Below are 21,261 nucleotides of genomic sequence, written 5' to 3' on the forward strand. Positions count from 1 at the left end.
TTAACCCTTCTTCGCAGAGGCTGATTTGACAGATGCTTGTTTGATCGCAGCGCGGATACGCGTGTAAGTACCGCACCGGCAAATATTGCCGCTCATCGCCGAGTCAATTTCTGCATCGGTCGGATGCGGAGTGGTTTTCAACAACGCCGTGGCGGACATGATTTGTCCCGATTGGCAGTAGCCGCATTGCGGTACGCCGAGATCTGTCCACGCTTGCTGCACAGCTTTGCCTACACTATCTTCCGCCATAGCCTCGATGGTGGTAATCCGTTGCCCCACGGCGGCAGAAACCGGCGTAATGCAAGATCGTATGGGCTGGCCATCGAGATGCACGGTACATGCGCCGCACAAGGCCATGCCACAGCCGAACTTGGTACCGGTCATCCCCAGGTGGTCACGTAATGCCCACAGCAGGGGAGTATCGTCAGACAGGTCGATTTGATGTTGTTTGCCGTTGATATTGAGAGTCGCCATGATTTTTTAGAAAAGAGTAGGGGATGAAACACGGATTACCAAAATAGCGTTCTTAGTATCAACAGTCGGAAACCAGCAATAAATGAAAATGTTAAGATTTGAGAATTCCAGATTCTGGAATTCTATTAAGCATAGCTTGCTGATATACAAGGAAGAAAAGGGGAACAAGACGTGCTGAATCGCCTGGAAATGCTTCGCCTTTTTTGCGCTGCAGCGGATGCAAGCAGCTTCAAGGAGGCTGCTGCCCGCCTCGGAACATCGCCACAAGCGATCACTCGTGCGATCAAGGAGTTGGAAGAGGCAGTTGGCGAAGTACTTTTTCATCGCAATACCCGCGGCATCCAGATCACTGAATTTGGCACGCAGTTAGCGGAGCATGCCAGCGAAATGGTGGCAGGTGTCGACAACCTGTTTCACACCACTGATAGCGTGTCCGACAAGGATCTTGCCGGCTTGGTACGTATTACCGCGCCAAGCATTATTGGGCGACACTATTTATTGAAGTCGCTGCTGCCTTTGATTAACCGCCACCCTGGAATCAGGCTGGAGCTGGGCGTAACTAATCTGGTAGCTGATGTCGTCGACAAAAAAATAGATATTGGCGTGCGTATTGGTCAGCTAAGGGATAGTCGCTTTGTTGCGCGCTCGGTAGCAAAAATATCTTTTCATATCGTTGGCACACCTGCGCTTGTGGCTACCAAAGGTAAGCCGAGCACGCCTCATGATTTATTGAAGTTGCCAACCACCGCGCTAATGGATGGAAATACAGGGCGGATATGGCCCTGGTATTTTGCCGGCAACCACTTGCTGACACCAAGCGCATCGACGTTTGTTACTGATGACCCAGAAGTGGAGTGTGATGCTGTACTGGCCGGGATCGGTTACGGACAATTATCGAGTCAGCAGGCAGAGCCACATATTCGTTCAGGCCACTTAGTCACAGTACTGGACGACTATCAGCCTGAGCCATGGGATCTCTACGTGTATCGTCCACAACGTGGACCTGTTCCAGCACGTATCAGGCTAGTCTTTGATCGCATCGTCGAAATACTCTCGGACCCTAATACTTTCACAGAAGCACCTTAGCTAGTCTTCGGAGGAAATTAGATCTGCTGAAGTGTCGATGTCGTAGTGGATACCCGGATCATTGACCTCGACCTTTGTGACTGGATGAATTTTCAACAAGGCACGTGCGCCCTGATCGCCGCCTAGCTGGAGCAATTCGGCAATGTGCTTCTTGCCAAAACCCACCGGATTGCCGCGTTCGCCTTTGTAAAAGGGCGCGACTATATCGGCACCGTTCCTGAGCTGATCTGTCAGTGCTGCAATCGTTGCCGTTTGTATTCCCGGCATGTCGCCCAGGCCAATAATCCATCCGGCAGCGTGCTGATTTTGCTCTAACGCGCAAACAAGGGATGCGCCCATGCCTTTGTCTGCGTCAGGACACACAACAAGCTTGCAACCCAAACTTGCCAATTCGATGGCGACCGCATCGTCAGCGTTGCGTACAACAGCAGTAACGACTGGCAGCACGGACAGTAATGCGGTAGCGGCCGCGACGACAACCTTGTCGCCGGCTATGGTCGTTTGCAGCAACTTGTTCTGTACACCTGTCGGATCAAAGCGCACGCCTTTTCCTGCTGCCAACAGAATCCCGACAATTTGATCGTGTTGTTGTGGCTGCATGAGTGAAGGCTTGTTATAAAAAGTAAGGAAAAATTGATGGCATCAGTGTGAAGCAAGCGTGCAATCAGGGACATGTTGGCCGCTAATTTTACCTGACACTTATCAGGCGCTCCTCTCTGGCATGCCGCATTCATGACAGATCCTCAGCCGCGATCAGGTCAAGTAGCGACAGTGGAATTCGCCAGTCAGGTCGATGTGGCAACGGCCACGTACCGAGCGCATCCGGCGCGTTGAAATAAACCATCGCCTTCAACAAGGGCAGCGTCGACATCGTGTGCCGTAGCGCAATTAATTCATTGCGTTGTTGTTCCGGACTGCCGCTGACACCCAGTTCGGCAACAATCACCGGCAAATTGTAATGCCGCACGCGACGATATTTTTCCTTCAAGATGTCAGCGGTTGAATGCCGATCACCGGCAGGCCAGACGCCGCATGCGGGACAGTCGAATAAGGACAAGCCGACGTAGTCCACATATTTTTGCCCCGGGAAAAATGCCGCTAGCGTCTTGTCGCCGCGCGGCGACCAGACGAACTGCATCTGGCTTGCCGCCCCACGACAACGCTTCACAAAGTATCGATACGTACCAATGTAATCGATTGGTTTCGTGGTAGCCCAGGGGTAACGTCCCGTTACTGTTTCCATTTCATGGGCCCAGCGCACCAGCACAGGCGCATTCAGCGAACGTATCGACTGGCACGTTGCGTCGATTTCCTGGTTGTAGTCGCCAGTGCGTATGTCTTGCAGCAAGGTCTGACCTGTTCTCGAAATTTTTGGCCAGGGTTCGATGGTGACCATCAGTTGCCGGTTGCGGCGAACCGCATATTGGTAAGAATCCTGAATCAGCATCGCGGTGGCTGGGTCAGCCAATCCCACGAAAATGTGTTCGATATTGATAGTGCGTTCATCGTCGGCAAACACATGCTCGGGATCGTAGGCGCCGATGAGAATAGGTGCGGGCGCTGCGGCCGAGGCGATTGCCGGCATATCGCCGTCACGCCAAAGCAGCGCATTGACACCTTCCACCAGCCGCGCCGAAATCCCGACGCTCAACGCCAGCAACGCGGTTAGGAATAACCCTCGCCGCACCAACTGGCCGTCGCCGATGATGAGCCGAAGCAGGGACGCATGCTGTCCACTCTCACGTGCGTGAGCCACAACGACCAGCAATGCAATGACCAGATATATCAGTGCATTGAGGATGGATATCACATAGAAACCGCGTGCGTTGCCGGCATCTGTGACGATAAGCAGCGGAACGCTGCATACCAATGAGATAAACAAGTAAGGAAGCACGACACGTAGCGGTGGCCGCACGTCGATGCCGGCAGTCTTCGGCGTCACACGGAACACAAACTCCCTACCGCGTATGCAATCCATGATCGCGGAGCTAATGCCGAGCAGAGACCACGGCCAGCGCGCAAACAAAAAAATGGTGCCTTCCCACGACACAACTTTCGCGTTGCGGGGCCTGAAACAGCCGGTGCTCTTGACCCAGCGCATGAGCAACAGGATGCTCGCAGTCACCGCACTGACATACGCGAAGTACGAGATATACGAGACATTGGCCCATACCTGGTGCGTGAGCAGTGCGATCACGGGCATTACTACTGTCGCAGCCATCGTCAGCGAGAACAGCGAGTACCAGAGTTGCGCGAACAAGAATTGTGCTTTCAAGCGCAGCGGCAATGCGCCGAAGTAGCGCGGTGTATATCTGAACAAAAGGATCGCCAGGCTCTTCGACCATTGATATTCCTGCGTGACCATGTCGGCAAAGGTGCGCGGGCCTTCGCCATTCGCGATGGCGTCGAGCGCGTGCACTCCCGACCAGCCTTTGGCATTCATCATCAGCGTAGTCGAATGATCCTCTGCCAGTTCCGGACCGAGTCCACCGATGTCACATAGCGCAGTTGTGCGCACTGCATAATGCGAGCCTATGCATAGTGGCGCCCACCCTCCATTATGTCCAGCCTGCAAAGCGCCATGTAACGCCGCTTCGACATACAGCCGTCCGCGTGCCGACCAGCTCTGCGCAGCATTGCTATCGCAAATACTGGGTGCGGATACGTAGCCGACGCGCGGGTCTGCGAATGGCCGCAACATTGCATCGAGGTAGCCATCAGCTGGAACGTGATCGGCATCGAGCTGTGCGACAAAATCATAGCGCGCATAGCCGTAGTGGTCGTAGAAGTATGCGAGATTGCCTTCCTTGCAACGGGTCCGCCTGGGCCAAGATAGATTGTGATACGCATCTACATTCTGGCGGGTAGACAGCAACACGCCGTGACGCGCGCACCAGGCAATCGTCTCCGCGGAAGGGGCTTCGTCCGCCAGCCATGTGTCGTGCGGATAGTTCTGTGCAAGCATTGCCAGCAAGGTGGTACGCACGATAGGAAACGGCTCGGAGGGCGCCTTGGTGACGACCATTGCGACGCGCAGTCCGTCCGGGATCGGACATGCCGGATTAGCGATGCTGGCTCGCGAGAAAATCAGTATGAAATAACCGGGAACCACCGTTGCCCAGAACAGGATGGCACAGTTCACGACATACCTGAACGTGTCCATATTGTGTTCTGGGCGCAACCACCATAACCAAAATACAATGAGACAGGACAGCCAGCAGCCAGACAGCATCAGGAACACAATCCGCTGCCGGAATGACAGCAGCGGAATCAGAAAGGGCACGGCGCGTTGCGTCCCTAAGGAGCTCTGTTCCTGACGTTCGTTACGGACACGGAACTCATCACGCGTGCTCGGTGCCAGTGGTTGCTGCGAACGAAAGTTTTCTATCCGCGCGCTCATGCCGCTTTGCTCTCTCCAATCGGTCCGTTTAGTTCCGGCCGTTGTTGGGGCATCGGCCATAACATGAGTGGTATTTCAGTCGGAAGCGGCTCGCTGCTCAGCTGTTTTTTCTGCTGCACTAAACCCGGACGCGCACCCAGCAAGTTGGCCGACTTGCGTCCGACTCGTATGTAGTGACGAAAACCTTTGCTGCACACGGTTTGCTCATCGAACAAATTGCGCAGATCAATCATCACCGGATCCGCCATATAAGCAGCAAGTTCGCCGAGATCACAATCGATGAATTGTTGCCAGTCGGTCAGTATCACAAGCGCATCTGCGCTCTTGACCGCATCGACAGCACTTGCTGTCATGCAGAGCCCAGGCAGCAAACGTGAGGCCTCAGCCGGCGAAGACGGATCGTAGGCTCTGATTTTTGCTCCCTGTTCGGTGAGCGCGCGGATCAAGTCTATGCTTGGGCTTTCGCGCACATCGTCAGTCTGTCCCTTGAACGTCAAGCCAAACACCGCCAGGCGCTTGCCAGAGACCGAGCCGCTGCAAGCGTTCTCGATTTTTTTCAGGATTGCGTATTTGCGCTGTGTATTCGACTCGATTGCCGCATCGACGATGCGCATCGGTACGACATGCTCGGCTGCGGTCGCCTTCAATGCACGCGTGTCCTTGGGAAAGCACGAGCCACCCCATCCAGGCCCGGCTTTAAGGAAGGCGGCACCAATACGGTGGTCGAGGCCGATACCGGTTGCAACACGGTCCACGTCAGCCCCGACTATTTCGCACAGATCGGCGATTTCGTTGATGTAGCTGATCTTGATAGCAAGGAACGCATTGGCAGCATACTTGATCAATTCTGCGGTTTCGATCCCGGTCGTGAGTACATCGTAGCCAAGGTTCTCAAGCGGTGCATAGATGCGCCGCATAATCACAGCCGCCTGCTCATTCTCCGTGCCAAACACGATCCGATCCGGGTGCATGAAGTCCTCAATTGCGGACCCTTCGCGCAGGAATTCCGGATTCGATGCGACGACCGCCATGTGCTGCTCTGGTACGCAATGCTTGATGACGCGTTGCACTTCCCGATTGGTGCCAACCGGAACCGTCGATTTGATGACAATCACTGTGAAACGATCGACGTTCGATGCAATCTGTTCGGCCGCCGTCATGACAAAGTGTAGGTCCGCACAGTCGGTACCCGGATGCGATGGTGTACCTACTGCAATGAATACTGCTTCGCGACCGCTTACGCTTCCCGGCAAATCCACACTGAAGCGCAGATTGCCGCGCTTGACGTTGCGACTGACCAGTTCATCGAGACCTGGTTCATAGATCGGAATGCAACCGTTGTTCAGCGCATTGATCTTGCGTTCGTCGTTGTCGATGCAGATCACGTCGTGACCAAGATCCGCAAAACAAGCTCCGCTTACAAGCCCGACATAGCCAGTTCCAACAATAGCGATTCGTACGTTCATTTGATTCCCCTGGTTAGCGATTGAACTTTATTACCGACATAATTCTTTTCAGGTGTGCCAATTCGATGGCCTTTACGTTCTCCATTTTTAAGAAACCAGGACACGGCCGTCTCAACGATAGGAACGATGCTGACGAAACGTGGTTGCCAACCGAGTACTTGTGCGGCGCGGTCGGCCCTTGCATACAAGGCGGGCGGGTCGCCCGGTCTACGTGCTGAATACAACAGAGGCACGTGTAAGTCGGTAGCAATTGCGACCGCACTGACTACAGCCCGCACCGACGTCCCATGGCCAGTCGAAAGGTTGAATGCGCTGCTGTTGCCACATGTATCGAGATGAATTATCGCGCGCATGTGCGCGTCTGCGAGATCGGTGACGTGGACATAGTCGCGCACCGCAGTGCCATCCGGCGTTGGATAATCGGAACCAAACACGGAGAAGGGTAGGGCGGTGCCGAGTGCGGCACCGATTGCGAGCGGTATTGCATGGGTTTCAGGATCGTGGCGCTCACCAAGCTCCCCGTCAGGATCAGCACCGGCCGCATTGAAATAACGCAAAGCGATCCAGCGGATGCCATATGCTCGCTCATAGTCAGCGACCATACGTTCGATCGCGAGTTTCGTGAAACCGTAAGGGTTGACCGGTTGTTGCGGCGTGTCTTCGGAAATCGGCAGCACAGTAGGAATGCCATACGTTGCGCAACTTGAGGACAGCACAATGCGCGTCACACCGCGACGGCGCATTGCATCGAGCAGAGTCTGTGTCCCGGTGATATTGACCCGGTAATATCGACTCGGATCAGTGACCGATTCACCGACATAAGCGAGGGCCGCGAAATGAAGGACAGCATCGGGACGATAGTTGGCGAAGACCGCATCGAGTGCATCCGGGTCGAGGATGTCACCGATGTACAGGGGACCCCAACGCACCGCATCGGCATGACCCGATGATAGATTGTCGAAAACGATAGGAGTATGACCAGCCTGTGCGAGGGCTTTACAAGTGTGACTGCCGATGTAACCGGCACCGCCAGTAACAAGTATTCTCATTTGGCGTGCTCCTTATCGAGCTGTGCCAACCACAGTTCGGTGCAGAAATAGGCGATCGTCGAGGAGAGTCCTTCCTTCAACGGAATCACCGGCTTCCAACTGAGTAGCGTATCGGCCAGGCCGATGTTCGGACGTCGCTGCTTCGGATCGTCCACAGGTAGTGCGCGGACGGTGATCTTGGATGGTGAGCCTGTCATCTGAATGACGACTTCGGCTAGCTCACGCATCGTAAATTCGTCAGGGTTGCCGAGGTTGACCGGACCGGCGCTAACGGTCGCTGTGCGCATCAGTCTGAAAAAACCTTCAATCAGATCGCTCACATAACAGAACGAACGTGTTTGCGAGCCGTCACCATACAGTTCTAGCGGTTCACCAAGCAGCGCCTTGACAATGAAATTCGACACCACACGACCGTCGTGCGGATCCATGTGTGGGCCATAAGTATTAAAAATCCTTGCAATCCTGACGTCGACGCCATGCGTACGCTGATAGTCGCAGCAGAGTGTTTCTGCGGCACGTTTTCCTTCGTCATAACAGGCGCGCGGGCCGGTCGAATTCACCTGGCCGCGATAGCTTTCAACCTGCGGATGAATTTCCGGATCGCCGTATACCTCACTGGTGGATGCCTGGAACACGCGAGCCCCCGTTCTGTGCGCGAGATCCAGACAGTTCTTCATGCCCATCACGTTGGTCAGCATCGTATGTACGGGATCTAATTGATAACTGGGAGGGGAGGCGGGACATGCAAGATTCCAGATTTCATCGACATCAATCTGCGGCAGTTCAGTGGCGATGTCTGCCTCAATCAATGCAAAACGAGGTGAAGACCTCAGATGTGCAACATTCGAACGACGTCCAGTCATCAGATTGTCGACGCATACGACATGCGCGCCCTCTGCTATAAGCCGGTCGCAAACGTGGCTGCCGAGAAAGCCGGCTCCCCCGGTCACCATTACAACGGGATGAATACTCGATGGGCGCTGCCGTGTGATAGTCATGATGTCCTCTTTTCTTACATTGGATGGGTTCGCAAGAGCACCTCGCATTTCAAGGATGTGTCTAACGGAGTGCCTCAACCATAGATCTAATGACAACAGCGCTTCGGACAAAAGCTTGTCTATTTCCGACAGAAGAAGGTGGCGGATTTTGGAAGTTTCAGGATCGAAATGGCGGGAAATGCAAGCATGCAGTGACGCGCTTGAGTCTGTCGAAGTGCGCTTTTGAGAGGCAAACAGTTGGTCGCATGCGACGTGCACGCAAGATATTTGTGGAGAACATTTCTCACGGGTGACGAGATATTGCTTATCATCGCCATGTTAAAAATCGCTGATAAAAACTTCTTTAATGTGTATAAATACAATTGCCTAAAATCGATATGAGCGAACGGCCCGAAAAACAGTAAAAGACTCACGACACAGAGGAGATGAAATGAGAAAAACATCAACGCTTTGCGCAGCCAGCCATATCGCATCGAAACTCGTGTTCATCATCAAGCCGCTAGCGGCCGTCATTCTGACCAGCGCCAGCATGGGAGCCGCACAGGCGCAAAACAACGTCACCATCTACGGTCGTGTCGTCGCCGGCGTCAATTATCAGAGCAACGTCGACACCCGCGGTGGCAGCAAATGGTCGATCGACGGCAATGAATGGGGCACCAGCATGCTCGGCTTCAAGGGCAGTGAAGATCTGGGCGGCGGCACCCGAGCCTTCTTTACCCTGGAATCCGGTTTTGACGCCAGCACCGGTAGCATCAGCAGTGCCGGGCTGTGGTCGCGTCGTTCCTATCTCGGTTTGAGCGGTTCAGCCGGTACCCTCAAGATGGGTAAAGATATGGCGATTCAAAGCGATCCGGTTTGGGCACTGGATCCCACGGGGCAGCAAGCCTTGAGCACTGCAACTCTGGTCAAGGGGCGCAGCTGGCTGCAAACCAATAATATGGTTAGCTATACATCACCCAATTTTGGTGGTTTCACCGTAACCGGCATGCACGGTTTTGGCGAACAGGCTGGTTCGTTCACTAGAGGCAGCCGCGATGGTATTTCGCTAGCCTATGTGCAGCCGACTTATGAACTACGCGCCATCTATGATGTCCAGCGCGATGCAAACGGTGGCTACTCCAGTCTGTATCAGACGTCCAAGGAACTCATCCTGGGCGGTACCGTGACGCTGGACAAGCTCAAACTGTTCGCCGGTTTCGAAAACCTGCGCGCGCCGAATGTAGTTGGTACTGATCCCGATCGCGCCAATCTGTACTGGCTCGGCGCCAACTACCAGATCATCCCGGCACTGACATTGATCGCTGCGGCTTATCACACCAATGTCAATAAGGGAGTAGGTGATGCGAACCTGTTCATGCTGGGCGGCAATTACAATTTATCCAAACGCACTCTGTTGTACGTAACCATTGGCACTGTGCGTAACAGTGCCAATTCCGATTTTTCGGTGGAGTACGGCGACGGGGGAATCGCAGGTCAGCGTCAGAACGCGTTCTACACAGGTATCAGCCACTCGTTCTAAGGATAATTGTTGATTTGCTCGCAGAGTTAGCCCCCCCCCTTTAAAATGAGAAAATTCTTGGTACTACTGTTTTTGCTGGCCAGCGGCGCGGCGTCTGCGAACGAAAGCATCAGTGTCTGTTACAACTACGGCTGTACTGACGAGGCGGCAGCACGGTTTTCGGAGCCACAACTGCGAACACTTGCAAAGAAGCTGCGCTCGGCGCGTTCTGCCGCGGAAGAACGCAAAGCCCTGGCCGATGTCATTGGTCAGCTGTATTACTGGGCCGGACAGCAAACACCCGTGTACGCGGACAAGGGTGGGAATGTGGCTGATGATGCGGTGAATGGCGCGATGGATTGCATAGACCATTCCACAACAACCACGCGCTTCCTCAAGATGCTGGAGCGTAGAAAGCTGTTGAGGTATCACGAAGTCGAGAACGTGGTGCGCCGTCGCCGGTTTTTCCTGTTTGAACATTTCTCGGCGATGATTGAGGAGCGTCCTCATCCCTTGCTGGCAAAGCCGGCTGATGATGGCATTTTGGATTTTTGGGACGAAGTAAAACCGCATCGATACGTGGTCGATAGCTGGTTCGTGAATAATGGCAAGCCGGCGGTGATTTTGCCTCTGGAAGACTGGACAGATGGAGCTGGTCCCAACTTGGAGCCAAGCCGTTATTAGAGGAGGGCGGCGATCTGCTGGCAGAGCGTGACGTTGGCTTCTTTACCGAAGTTCGCTGTAAACAAAGCTAGTTGAGAATACCTGCTGCTCAATGTCTCTCCGCTTAATCTGATGCACTTCAGTTGATTAGCATCCAAAACTGACCCACATTTAGAACACAATCCTACTTACCAAAGTGAGTGTCATCATAAATTCGAGATCCGTTACAAAGCTTAGCTAAGGTCTTCGGTTTTCTGATAAATGACATGGTAGATGAAGCCCACAAAGACTGTACCACCCAGCAGATTCCCGGCTAAAACCGGGACAAGATTACTCAAAAAATCCAGCCATGTGATTGATGCAACCGCTTCATGTGTTGCCCCACCCAGCTGCAGAAGCATGGCCATCGGGATGAAATACATGTTTGCCACGCTGTGCTCGAATCCAGCCGCAACAAATGCAGAAATGGGAAACACAATCGCCACAGCTTTATCAACCACGCTGCGGCCGGCTAGAGCCATCCATACAGCTAGGCATACGAGCGCATTGCAAAGTACGCCTCTGAAAAAAGCCGTCCAGAAGGGCATGCTGGTCTTTGCTCCAGCGATGTTGATGTATTCGCGGGCTATTGCACCTTGGTTCATGTCAGGGTGATGCGACAGATATACCAATAGGGCCAAGCCAATCGCGCCTATGAAATTTCCAAGACATACAATCAACCAACTTCGTAGTAATTCAACAGTCGAAATTTTCCGGTCCGCCCAAGCCATGACCAATAAATTGTTTCCGGTAAAGAGCTCCGCCCCCGCGATAATGACCAGAATTAACCCCAGCGCGAATGTCACGCCGCCAAGAACCTGCCGCGCCGCAAAACCGATTGTCGGATCAGATTTCACGACGACAAAGTACAGGGCGCCGAGACCGATGAAGGCACCGGCCAGGACTGCCAGCATCAGCATAGGCAACAATGGCAAACGCGCCTTCGCTACGCCAACAGTGTCTACTTTTTCAGCAATCTCTTTCGGAGAAAAGGCATCAAAACCAAAAATTTCGTTCATTTCTTACCCCGCAATTTTATGACTTATACCCCAACGGCTCATAGTTGACTGAGCGGGCTGCTGCTTCCTTGCCAACATTGAATATCGAGCGCATTTGCGATGTATGCATGAAGATACGTTTAGGTTCTATAACCACATAGTAAGTAGAACACTATGTATAGGAACACGTTGAGCCTGCTCCTGCTAACCCAGTCCTTATGAAATCAAGGGCTTAGCGACCACTCTTGCCTTCATCAAGCAAATTCACAAGCTTAATTTTCTAATTAGGCGCATTTCCCAAGCTAATTTTTCAAACGGGCCATACAAAGATAAGACTAAAGGAGTAAATTCGCTCTTTTTGAAATAGGAATATTGCGTCGGTGGACTTGATTTGCTACCTACTAGTATGTAGAGTGGCGAAATGAAGCCAAACAACACAGCCCAAGAAATTCTAAATTGTGCCCGGTCTTTAATAGTTTTAGGGGGCTATAACGGATTCAGCTATGCAGATATTTCCAAGGTGGTTGGCGTACGAAACGCGACCATTCATCATCATTTTGCAAGCAAGTCTATTCTGGTTCGCACACTCGTGACTAATTATCGAGAGGAAGTACAACTCGGTATGGCGGAATTAGAGCGCAATGTTCCGGAACCAGTTGAGCAGCTGCGCGCCTACATTCAGTATTGGGAGTCCTGCATCGCAGACAATACCGCTCCTTTTTGTGTATGTGCATTGCTTGCAACTGAGATGCCAATTCTTCCCGAAGAAGTAGCGCTTGAAGTACGAACTCATTTTCGAACGCTATCGGCTTGGCTGGCCACGGTCCTGGAACGCGGTGTAGCACAAGGAAAAATTCGATTAACAACGTCAGCCAGAATTGAGGCTGAAAGTTTTATGGCTACGGTGCACGGCGCAATGCTCTCAGCACGTGCATACGGCGATGCAAAGATATTCGGGGTAATCACGCATCCGTTGCTGAGCCGGATTTCCTAATCTGAAATCTCAAAAGCGGAACTCTATTTAGTCTCAATGCCTACCAACTAATAGGTATGCAATTGGAAACTTGTTTTTAGCGGCATCATTTGATCATTTTACGAAAGGAATCAACATGTTTGGAATAACGCCTCTAGGCTGGTTACATACACTTGGCAGCCTGCCTGCCATACCTTTAGCCATATATATGTTCGTCCGGCATGGTCGAATTACGCCCCGTAATGCTCTGGGTAAGGCCTACTTTATTTCGATGCTAATCGGTGCGACTACGGTATTTCTTGTTGCGCATCAACCAGTGAGTTATGGCATTGGCATTGCTACGCTCTTGCTTTTGGTGACGGGGTACGGAATAGCACACCTTACTTACGTTGGGAGAGCAGCCGTTTATATCGAGACTGTTAGCCTTAGTCTTACGGCTTTCTTGTTGATGGTCCCAACTGTAAGCGAGACGTTACGCCGCGTTCCAGAAGGTCATCCGTTCGTGACTGACTTAAAATCTCCACTTCTCCTTGGTTCCCAGGGCGCTCTCTTGGTCATTCTTATCATCGGAGTGACTGCTCAAATAATGTTCTTGCGCCAGAAGAGTAAGTCCGTTTAGAAGAGCAGGGTTGTGCGAATCAACGATACATCGCCGACGGCGTAGGCGATGTAGGCCTAGGTGCCTAGCGTGATGACTTGCTTGGCTTCTCGTTCTAGCAGATCAAGACCTTTTGCTTTTGCCACCGACCGCATATGCGATCACGATGTCTGCGATCAGCGCAACGCCGAGCGATAACGCCGCAACCAAGAATAGCAAGCGATGATTGCCGCCGCTCCCATTGAAAATAGCCGAGTAGGCATATCCAGCCAGGGCCTGAAACAAGGCGAACATCGTTGTTGCGTGTCCCCAGGCGATGTTTTGCTGATGAACGTGATGTGGGATCAGCTCGCGAATCCGTGTAAGAACCAATGGCACGATCCCCGGAGGGAAAGTGCCGACGATAATCGTCGCAACGGCGATAGCCGCATAGTTGCTTGTTGAGGCAAGACCCACGACCGCCAATACCTGGAGTAGCAATAAAAATCGTAATGCTGTACGACCGCCTAGACGATCCGCGAAAAATCCGTATAGCGGCGGACCGAAAATCGCCCCCACGCCATACAAGATCCAAATCAGCGATCCGAGATGCGTACCTGCTCCGAGGCCCCGGGTGATGAAATCTACCAAAAACACCATTGCGGGAACTAGGCCGATGGCCATCAATGCATATTCCGCATAGAGAACCTTAATTATGAAATCAGTGGGCGAATGGCCCGCGGCTTGCGGCGTTTGATCCGATTTCTTCGAGACAGGAATTTTCTGTTTAGACGCAGGCCAGGCGAACCAGCTTGCGGCCGTAATTAATGCGGACAGCAGGGCCAGGCCGATCCAGGTCTCGCGCAGCCCGAGGTTCAGCAAGAGCGGGACAACTGTTCCAGAACCGGCAATGCCGATGCCAATACCAAGGAAAATGGCGCCACTTGCGAGACCCTTGCGTGCGCCAAATACATGCGGCAGAACGGTTGCCGCGACTAACACCATGATCGAGCCACCAGCGACACCGGATATGAATCGCCATGCGAAAAACCACGCCGTGGAGAGCGGAAAAGCGCACGCGAGGAAAGCAATCGTCACCGACAGCATCATCAGACGCAATGTGTGCTCGTTGGATAACCGTTCTGCGATGTGCCGACCCAGCAGCGCACCGACGAGATAGCCGGCCAAGTTTGCGGCACCGAGATAAACCACATTTGATGCAGAAAACCAATGTGCCTGGATGAGCTGTGGAATGAGTGGGGTGTAGGCAAAGCGTGCTAGTCCGATGCCGATCAGACTAGCGCAGAATCCGGCAAAAATATAACGCCAAGGCGTCTGGCGGCTTGTCGCGGGATGCGTTGGCATAGGGGTCTTATAGTGAGTGAGCTAGGAGCTTCAAGAGGCGCTAACCTAAATCTGATTTCAATCAATCTGCTATAAATATCTGATTTCTTTAGTGAAGTGATTTGTGCCAAATCAAATTTACGTTTGTAGGTGTGAACATAAATGTCAGTTGTAAACGATCACTTTACGTGAATCTGATGTGGAAATAAATGCTGGTCTTTGGCTTTGAATTCATCACGTCTTGAATAGTAATGTCAGCTTTCGGCCAAAAGCTAACATGCAACCGCATAAAAGAGGCGACCAACTGGTCGCCTTTTCTCGGTTTTCATTTGTTCAATAAGCCATAGCAGGAATACTAGTCGGTAGCCTTATCTTCCTCATGCTTCGGTGGAGGAATATATTCAATATTTCCCAATACAAGCGCACGGCCGGCAAATAGGCCGCCGGTAGTCTCCAGCACGAATCGCTCGGCATCCCGATTACGGACTTCAGCAATCAAATCCTCGGCTTCTTGTTCGCCAGAACCCAGCAAAACGACGGCTTGCTTTGCCATCAGCAACGATGATTCAAATGTCTCGCGGACTATGAAATCGGCATCGTGTTTGACTAACTCGAGGGCATGCTCGCGGTCGAACGCACGTACGACGAGTCTGATATTCGGACATTCATGCCTCGCCGTCTCAACAATTCTGGTAACAGCGTTTTTGTCGTTGATGCAAACCAGGATGACGGATGCTTGCAGTGCACCAGCAGCGTGAAGAATGTCAGCGCGTGCACCGTCGCCATAAAAAACCTTGAATCCATAAGGTTCGGCGGCACGAATGACATCCGGGTCACTATCGATAATCGATAGCTTTGCGCCCTTGGCCAACGGACCTTGGCTCGCAATCTGACCAACACGACCAAAGCCAATAACGAGCACGCTGGCCTGAACATCCCTGGGTTCTTCTACGCCATCCAGCGAAACATTTTGTTTAGTGCCAAACCGCTTGTGGAGAACCACTACCATCGGTGTTAATGCCATTGAGAGCACCACGATGGCAGTTATGTTTGCATTGATTTCAGATGTAAGGACATTCAGCTTGAGTGCTTCCGTAAAGAGCACGAATGCAAACTCACCACCTTGTGCCATGAGAATCGCCCTGTCGATTGCTTCTGCATGATTGCTTTTTGCCAGGCGTGCTACACAGTAGATACAGATGGCCTTTGTAATCATCAGAGCCATGACGCCTGCAATGACTAGTTGCCAGTTACGCCCGACCACATCAAGATTCAATGCCATACCGACGCCGAGGAAGAACAACCCTAGCAGTAGCCCTCGAAATGGTTCAATGTCTGCTTCCAGTTGATGGCGGAAGGTCGATTCCGAGAGCAGGACGCCTGCCAAAAACGCGCCCATGGCCATCGACAGGCCACCTAACTCCATCAGAAGCGCTGCACCGAGTACCACCAACAAAGCAGCGGCGGTCATCACTTCGCGCGCCTTTGCTTTTGCCAAGACGCGGAACAGTGGGTTAAGGAGCCAGATGCCGGCACCAATAAGTACGGCTAAAGACAGTCCTGCGAAAGCTATCTTTTCCCAAATCGGCAAGCCATGTTTTGTGGCTATATCGGCAGGCGCGAGGAAAGCGACAATTGCCAACAAAGGAACAATCAGCAAATCCTCAAACAACAAGATGGAAACAATTCGTTGTCCCTTTGGCGTTTGAATGTCGCCGCGTTCGCTGAGAACCTGCATGACGATGGCGGTCGACGTCAGTACAAATCCTGCACCACTGACAAAGGATACTTGCCACGAGAAGCCGAAAGCTATGCCTACAAATGTGAGCAATATCGAACTCAGCACAACTTGCATACTTCCCAAACCGAAAATTTGTCCCCTCAAGCTCCACAGATGCGACGGCTTCATTTCCAAGCCGATGATGAACAAGAACATGACGACACCAAGTTCGGCAATATGAATGATGGTCTGTGCATCTGACATGAGCCCTAGACCTGATGGGCCAATCGCAAGGCCGGCGGCCAAATAACCAAGAACGGAGCCAAGACCAATACGCTTAAAAAGCGGTACACCTATTACTGCAGCGCCCAATAAGGTCACGACGCCAATTAATTGATTGGCACTTCCGTCCATTGCCATAAAGTTCTTCCTAATTCTGCGGGTAATACCCGATGCGGACGCCATTGTAACTAGAATAACGGAATGATGATTTTAAGAGTCATTAACGTAAATATAGGTGGAAAAAGGGAATTGGTACTTTTTGAATTTCCACCATACCTTTACGTTTCGTAAGCACCTAGATCTAGGTTAGAGCACTGCGAAAAGTGCATACAGTGCTTTTTTAATTCGCCGTATCATTTGACATAATATAAATTATGCGAAGGGACGGTAGTTTCCAAAATGTGCTACCACGTCGATCCAGCGCTATGACTATCCTGAAAATGGCAATGCCTCCGCACATCTTGATCTTGTAATGCATGGTGGCCCGTTTAGATGCATAGCTCAGAAAAATTGCCGGAAAACTGATCTCCCCATTCCCAATGTCAGCACATAAAGACGATGCCCCGGGTCGCTATGTGATTGAGCCGTGATGAGAAAAAGAAGCCATCAGTTTGCTTGATGTAAGTCAAAAGGCAGAAAGATAAATCGTCGATGATGATTAAAGCAATTTCAAAGTTTGGAGAGATGAATAGCGTTGAAGAAGCCCGAGCCTTTGTGTAGCGGATTTTTTTAACTCGGTTGCGTAACGAAACAACTTGCACCCTCACCCATACCCTAAGCTCATTTAAAGGAATGTGCCATGAAAATCCTATTGGCAGTTGATGGATCTACGTTTACGACAAAAGCGGTGAATTTCTTGATTTCGCATATTGCTGATTGCAAAAGCGGAATTGATTTGCACCTTCTGCATGTTAAAGCGCCCATTCCTAGTGGCCTGGTAGTACACAGAACGCGTGCAATTCTCGGTAGTGATGCAGTGAGTGATTATTACCGTGAGGAAGCGGAAGCAGCTCTCAGTGTCGCAGAAAAACTGTTGCGAAATAAAGGGATCACTTTTCAATCCGAATATACGATCGGTGACGCGCCTTCAGAAATTGATAAATATGCGAAGGAGCACAAAATCGATTTAATCGTAATGGGCTCCCACGGGCATGGTGCCATCGGCTCCATTCTTTTAGGCTCCGTGACAAGTAAGGTATTGGCAACCTCTAGCGTCCCCGTTTTGATCGTTCGTTAACCAACATTGCCTAAATCGGATACGTGACTTACTTGTCATTGCCATGGAGGCGTTAGGTAAGCCAATCTGCTTATTAATCTGCGTATTACTTAATGATGACAACCGGCACCGAGCTATGGATCAACACTTTTTGTGCAACGCTTCCGAGCAAAATCCTGTCCACGCCCTTCAGCCCATGCGAGCCCAGGAAAATTGAATCGCATCCATATCGCTGGGCTGACTCAATAATTTCTTTGTAAGGACTGGATCCGCGCTCGGTGTGTACTTCACAGCGGATCTTCGCAGCAGCTGCAAGATCGGCAATTTTCCGAACATTATCTTTTGCGAATTCTTCGGCCTTATCCGTCGCTGCATAAGGAAAATAAGGGTGTGATTCTTCAACTGACAAGCCGATGATTTTGCTGTGGTTTTCCTTTGCAAATTCAATCGTTGATCGGATCGCCTTGATTGATGCGTCTGAACCGTCCGTCGCAAGCAAAATCGTTTTGAACATTATCATCCCCTCTGTAAACTTTCCTTGTTCTTGGCACCAAACACAAGGCGTTAGACATATCTACTGCGAAAATTGCAGCAAGCCAAATATTGAAGCAGAAAAAGGCAAGCTGTTGCACTCGTACAGATCTTATTTCTCCTTAATCTCTAGCCCTTGATCTATATCAAGTAGGCGTCAAAAACCGTTGTTAGGCTAAGCTCGACATCCCCTTGAAAGTCTTCCGTGTCCGGCTCAATCAGGTATGTGAGGCAGGCATATCAGCTCGCCTCGTTGACATTTCAAGCCTCCATTGAAATGTTTCATTTGAATGGAGTGCATTGTTGCCTACGTGATGGGATGTTAAAAGAGGAACGGGATGGAACATTCTGAAAACATCATTGGTTTGACGAGCGTTGAGGCGGCATTCCGTTTGCAAAATGAAGGATCAAACGCTTTGCCGGCTCAAAAAAAACGTAACGTACTTGTCATTGCCCTGGAGGCATTACGTGAGCCAATGTTCGTTTTGCTACTGTGCGCCGCGTCCCTCTATCTTCTTATTGGTGAATTTCACGAAGGTTTTTTTCTTCTTTTAATGGTTTTGCTGACCTTGGGCCTGACTCTTTATCAAGAGAATAAAGCCGAGCGGGCACTTGAAGCATTGCAAGCCATGAGTACGCCTCAGGCATTGGCAATTCGCGACGGCCGGCCGCAATACGTTGATAGCAAAACCTTGGTAAGGGGGGATGTACTTGTACTATCAGAAGGAGATCGCATTGCCGCAGACGGCATACTAATGACAGGCCCAGGGCTACAAGTTGATGAATCATTGCTGACCGGAGAGGCCGTTCCTGTCTACAAAACCACAAAGAAAAATAGCGAAATATTTTCATCGCACATGAACGTCTCATCGTCCACCCTGTTTGCAGGCACTTTGGTGGTTCAAGGTGACGGGGCTGCAGAGATTACAAAAACAGGAGCGCAAAGCGAGATGGGGCGCATCGGCTCCAAGCTTAATGACATAACGCCTGAATCCTCGTTGCTGCAGAAGCAGATCTCCAAGCTGATAAAAACGTTTGCCTTGCTAGGTATCGCCCTCAGCACCTTGCTCACAATCGTGCAAGGTTTATTTCATGGCGAATGGCTGCAAGGGCTACTTGCAGGTATTGCTTTGGCTATGTCGATGATGCCTGAGGAATTCGCCGTGATACTCGCGGTCTTTCCTGCACTCGGAGCATGGCGACTAGCTCAAGCAAAGGTTCTCACGCGCCGCTTGTCGGCGATAGAAACCTTGGGTACCACATCCGTACTTTGCACTGACAAAACTGGCACCTTGACTGAAAACAAGATGAAAGTCGCCCGTCTCTACATCGACAACGAAGAAATCGATATTGAGCAGTTGGCAGTGACTCGCCTTCCGGAAATTTTTCATTCCTGCCTGAATATCTCAGTACTCGCGAGCCGGGCGGTGCCATTTGATCCCATGGAAAAAGCATTTTATTCAGCACGTGAAAAATTTGTCCCGCCAGCAAACTCGCAAGACCAGCGAAAAATGGTCCACGAATATGTCTTAACACCGGGGCTTCGTGTCATGTCGCAGTGTTGGAAAAACAGTGATCAGAAAACGTACTTTATTGCTAGCAAGGGCGCGCCAGAAGAAATTGTAGCTATCTGCAAGTTAGAAAAACTGCACCAGCAACGCATACTGGCTGCCGCTGATCGAATGGCGGCCGATGGGCTACGTGTACTTGGAGTGGCATCCGCGATCTTTGAGGGTGATGTATGGCCGAACGATCAGCGTTCCTTCCAGTTCACTTTTTCTGGATTGATTGGATTGGTAGATCCTCTGCGGGAAGACATACCGGATGCAATTGAGAAATGTCGTACTGCTGGAATACGCGTGATCATGATTACCGGCGATTATCCGCTCACGGCAATGACCATTGCACGGCATGCGGGACTGCAAGAAGGAATTGTATTGACCGGAGACATGATGGCTCTGCTTGATGATGCTCAGTTGGTTGAGCGCATCGAGACAACCACTGTATGTGCCAGGATTACGCCAGAACAAAAACTGCGTATTGTGCAGGCCCTGAAAGCTGCTGGCGAAGTGGTCGCCATGACGGGTGATGGCGTCAACGATGCCCCCGCGCTCAAGGCTGCACACGTTGGAATCGCTATGGGCAAGCGCGGCACACAGGTCGCACGAGAGGCCGCTAGCCTGGTTCTATTGGATGACAGCTTTACCTCGATTGTGCGGGCAATTCGTATAGGCAGAACCATTTTTGGAAATATGCGCAGGGCCATGACCTATCTGGTGTCGATACATGTGCCTATCGCGGGCATGGCATTAGCTCCGTTGCTGTTAGGGTGGCCGATTATGTTGTACCCAATGCATATTGTTTTTCTGGAATTAATTATCGATCCTACCTGTTCTTTGGTATTCGAGAATGAGGAACCAGACGAAAGTATTATGAACTCCCCTCCTCGTAATCCAGGCGTCCCGTTGTTCACTAATTCCGCATTGCTGATGGCTTTGTTGGAAGGTTTAGGGGTCTTGATTGTGGTTGCATTAGTTTATAGCTTGGCCTTGGATAACATGTCTGAATCCGGAGCTAGAGCTTTTGCTTTTACTGCCTTGATTACTGCCAATCTAATGTTGATGATTTCCAATCGATCATTGAAAAATGGGATCACGGCGATGCTTCGAAAACATAACTCGATTATGTGGGGCGTCATTGTCGGCTCAGTCAGCCTGCTTTTTTTCGTAATTCAATATCCCCTGCTTCAAAACATATTTTATTTTTCTTCCCTGTCGTTGAGTTCAATGTTGATTGCAATCACGATAGGTTTCGCCAGCGTCATTTGGCACCTTCCTTTGAAATGGTATAAAGCTCAGAAAAATTACTGAGTACTTTGAAGCTGCAGGAGAGTGATGCCATGACTTCCAAAAAATCTTCGCTGCCCTATGTTGAGCCTGAATGCTTC

General features: G+C 51.2%; 16 protein-coding genes. 6 read left to right on the plus strand and 10 right to left on the minus strand.

Translation table 11 applies throughout. The annotated features are described in order from the left end of the window. Complete coding sequence (locus Hfont_RS12195; RefSeq protein ID WP_112992683.1) at window positions 1–474, minus strand: (2Fe-2S)-binding protein; 474 nt, start codon at window positions 472–474, stop codon at window positions 1–3. Window positions 475–645: 171 nt separating this feature from the next. Between Hfont_RS12195 and Hfont_RS12200 the strand changes: the two genes are divergently transcribed. After that, complete coding sequence (locus tag Hfont_RS12200; protein WP_112992684.1) at window positions 646–1,560, plus strand: LysR family transcriptional regulator; 915 nt, start codon at window positions 646–648, stop codon at window positions 1,558–1,560. Here Hfont_RS12200 and Hfont_RS12205 read toward each other — a convergent pair whose 3' ends face one another. From Hfont_RS12205 to Hfont_RS12225, 5 genes are all read right to left on the minus strand, one after another. After that, complete coding sequence (locus Hfont_RS12205; RefSeq protein WP_112992685.1) at window positions 1,561–2,160, minus strand: nucleotidyltransferase family protein; 600 nt, start codon at window positions 2,158–2,160, stop codon at window positions 1,561–1,563. A gap of 130 nt (window positions 2,161–2,290) precedes the next feature. After that, window positions 2,291–4,960: a glycosyltransferase family 2 protein gene (locus tag Hfont_RS12210; RefSeq protein WP_112992686.1), complete on the minus strand. Its 2,670-nt coding sequence runs from the start codon at window positions 4,958–4,960 to the stop codon at window positions 2,291–2,293. Beyond that, window positions 4,957–6,426, minus strand: a complete 1,470-nt coding sequence (locus Hfont_RS12215; protein WP_112992687.1) for a UDP-glucose dehydrogenase family protein — start codon at window positions 6,424–6,426, stop codon at window positions 4,957–4,959. The genes Hfont_RS12210 and Hfont_RS12215 overlap by 4 nt, the downstream gene beginning before the upstream one ends. After that, window positions 6,423–7,475, minus strand: coding sequence for a UDP-glucose 4-epimerase GalE (gene galE, locus Hfont_RS12220; protein WP_112992688.1), 1,053 nt, complete (start codon window positions 7,473–7,475; stop codon window positions 6,423–6,425). Before galE ends, Hfont_RS12215 begins: the two co-directional genes overlap by 4 nt. Continuing rightward, window positions 7,472–8,473, minus strand: coding sequence for a UDP-glucuronic acid decarboxylase family protein (locus Hfont_RS12225; protein ID WP_112992689.1), 1,002 nt, complete (start codon window positions 8,471–8,473; stop codon window positions 7,472–7,474). Before Hfont_RS12225 ends, galE begins: the two co-directional genes overlap by 4 nt. 430 nt (window positions 8,474–8,903) lie before the next feature. Here Hfont_RS12225 and Hfont_RS12230 point away from each other — a divergent pair, with 430 nt between their 5' ends. Next, on the plus strand, window positions 8,904–9,992 hold the full coding sequence (locus Hfont_RS12230; RefSeq protein WP_112992690.1) for a porin: 1,089 nt from the start codon (window positions 8,904–8,906) through the stop codon (window positions 9,990–9,992). A gap of 57 nt (window positions 9,993–10,049) precedes the next feature. Then, window positions 10,050–10,655, plus strand: a complete 606-nt coding sequence (locus Hfont_RS12235) for a hypothetical protein (protein ID WP_206604477.1) — start codon at window positions 10,050–10,052, stop codon at window positions 10,653–10,655. Window positions 10,656–10,867: 212 nt separating this feature from the next. Here Hfont_RS12235 and Hfont_RS12240 read toward each other — a convergent pair whose 3' ends face one another. Beyond that, window positions 10,868–11,692, minus strand: a complete 825-nt coding sequence (locus Hfont_RS12240) for a formate/nitrite transporter family protein (protein ID WP_112992692.1) — start codon at window positions 11,690–11,692, stop codon at window positions 10,868–10,870. Window positions 11,693–12,092: 400 nt separating this feature from the next. On the opposite strand from Hfont_RS12240, the gene Hfont_RS12245 reads away from it, so the two are divergent. Then, window positions 12,093–12,665: a TetR/AcrR family transcriptional regulator gene (locus Hfont_RS12245; RefSeq protein WP_112992693.1), complete on the plus strand. Its 573-nt coding sequence runs from the start codon at window positions 12,093–12,095 to the stop codon at window positions 12,663–12,665. A 700-nt stretch (window positions 12,666–13,365) separates the two neighbouring features. On the opposite strand, the gene Hfont_RS12255 is transcribed toward Hfont_RS12245, so the two are convergent. Together Hfont_RS12255 and Hfont_RS12260 are read right to left on the minus strand one after the other, a co-directional pair. Beyond that, entirely contained in the window at window positions 13,366–14,586 is a 1,221-nt protein-coding gene (locus tag Hfont_RS12255; RefSeq protein WP_112992695.1) for a YbfB/YjiJ family MFS transporter, read from the minus strand. 334 nt (window positions 14,587–14,920) lie between these two features. Then, entirely contained in the window at window positions 14,921–16,705 is a 1,785-nt protein-coding gene (locus Hfont_RS12260; RefSeq protein ID WP_112992696.1) for a monovalent cation:proton antiporter-2 (CPA2) family protein, read from the minus strand. Window positions 16,706–17,366: 661 nt separating this feature from the next. On the opposite strand from Hfont_RS12260, the gene Hfont_RS12265 reads away from it, so the two are divergent. Further along, complete coding sequence (locus tag Hfont_RS12265; RefSeq protein WP_112992697.1) at window positions 17,367–17,804, plus strand: universal stress protein; 438 nt, start codon at window positions 17,367–17,369, stop codon at window positions 17,802–17,804. A gap of 85 nt (window positions 17,805–17,889) precedes the next feature. Here the strand turns inward: Hfont_RS12265 and Hfont_RS12270 are convergent, their stop codons facing one another. Beyond that, window positions 17,890–18,297, minus strand: coding sequence for a universal stress protein (locus Hfont_RS12270; RefSeq protein WP_112992698.1), 408 nt, complete (start codon window positions 18,295–18,297; stop codon window positions 17,890–17,892). Window positions 18,298–18,652: 355 nt separating this feature from the next. On the opposite strand from Hfont_RS12270, the gene Hfont_RS12275 reads away from it, so the two are divergent. Beyond that, window positions 18,653–21,184, plus strand: coding sequence for a cation-translocating P-type ATPase (locus Hfont_RS12275; protein WP_112992699.1), 2,532 nt, complete (start codon window positions 18,653–18,655; stop codon window positions 21,182–21,184). Window positions 21,185–21,261: the final 77 nt, after the last annotated feature.

It is taken from the genome of Herminiimonas fonticola (assembly GCF_003293745.1).
Lineage (GTDB): Bacteria > Pseudomonadota > Gammaproteobacteria > Burkholderiales > Burkholderiaceae_D > Oxalicibacterium > Oxalicibacterium fonticola.

Coding starts and splice junctions, on each gene's coding strand:
- Hfont_RS12195 (WP_112992683.1), bottom strand. CDS start 474: ATGGCGACTCTCAATATCAACGGCAAACAACATCAAATCGACCTGTCT.
- Hfont_RS12205 (WP_112992685.1), bottom strand. CDS start 2,160: ATGCAGCCACAACAACACGATCAAATTGTCGGGATTCTGTTGGCAGCA.
- Hfont_RS12210 (WP_112992686.1), bottom strand. CDS start 4,960: ATGAGCGCGCGGATAGAAAACTTTCGTTCGCAGCAACCACTGGCACCG.
- Hfont_RS12215 (WP_112992687.1), bottom strand. CDS start 6,426: ATGAACGTACGAATCGCTATTGTTGGAACTGGCTATGTCGGGCTTGTA.
- galE (WP_112992688.1), bottom strand. CDS start 7,475: ATGAGAATACTTGTTACTGGCGGTGCCGGTTACATCGGCAGTCACACT.
- Hfont_RS12225 (WP_112992689.1), bottom strand. CDS start 8,473: ATGACTATCACACGGCAGCGCCCATCGAGTATTCATCCCGTTGTAATG.
- Hfont_RS12230 (WP_112992690.1), top strand. CDS start 8,904: ATGAGAAAAACATCAACGCTTTGCGCAGCCAGCCATATCGCATCGAAA.
- Hfont_RS12240 (WP_112992692.1), bottom strand. CDS start 11,692: ATGAACGAAATTTTTGGTTTTGATGCCTTTTCTCCGAAAGAGATTGCT.
- Hfont_RS12245 (WP_112992693.1), top strand. CDS start 12,093: ATGAAGCCAAACAACACAGCCCAAGAAATTCTAAATTGTGCCCGGTCT.
- Hfont_RS12255 (WP_112992695.1), bottom strand. CDS start 14,586: ATGCCAACGCATCCCGCGACAAGCCGCCAGACGCCTTGGCGTTATATT.
- Hfont_RS12260 (WP_112992696.1), bottom strand. CDS start 16,705: ATGGCAATGGACGGAAGTGCCAATCAATTAATTGGCGTCGTGACCTTA.
- Hfont_RS12265 (WP_112992697.1), top strand. CDS start 17,367: ATGAAAATCCTATTGGCAGTTGATGGATCTACGTTTACGACAAAAGCG.
- Hfont_RS12270 (WP_112992698.1), bottom strand. CDS start 18,297: ATGTTCAAAACGATTTTGCTTGCGACGGACGGTTCAGACGCATCAATC.
- Hfont_RS12275 (WP_112992699.1), top strand. CDS start 18,653: ATGGAACATTCTGAAAACATCATTGGTTTGACGAGCGTTGAGGCGGCA.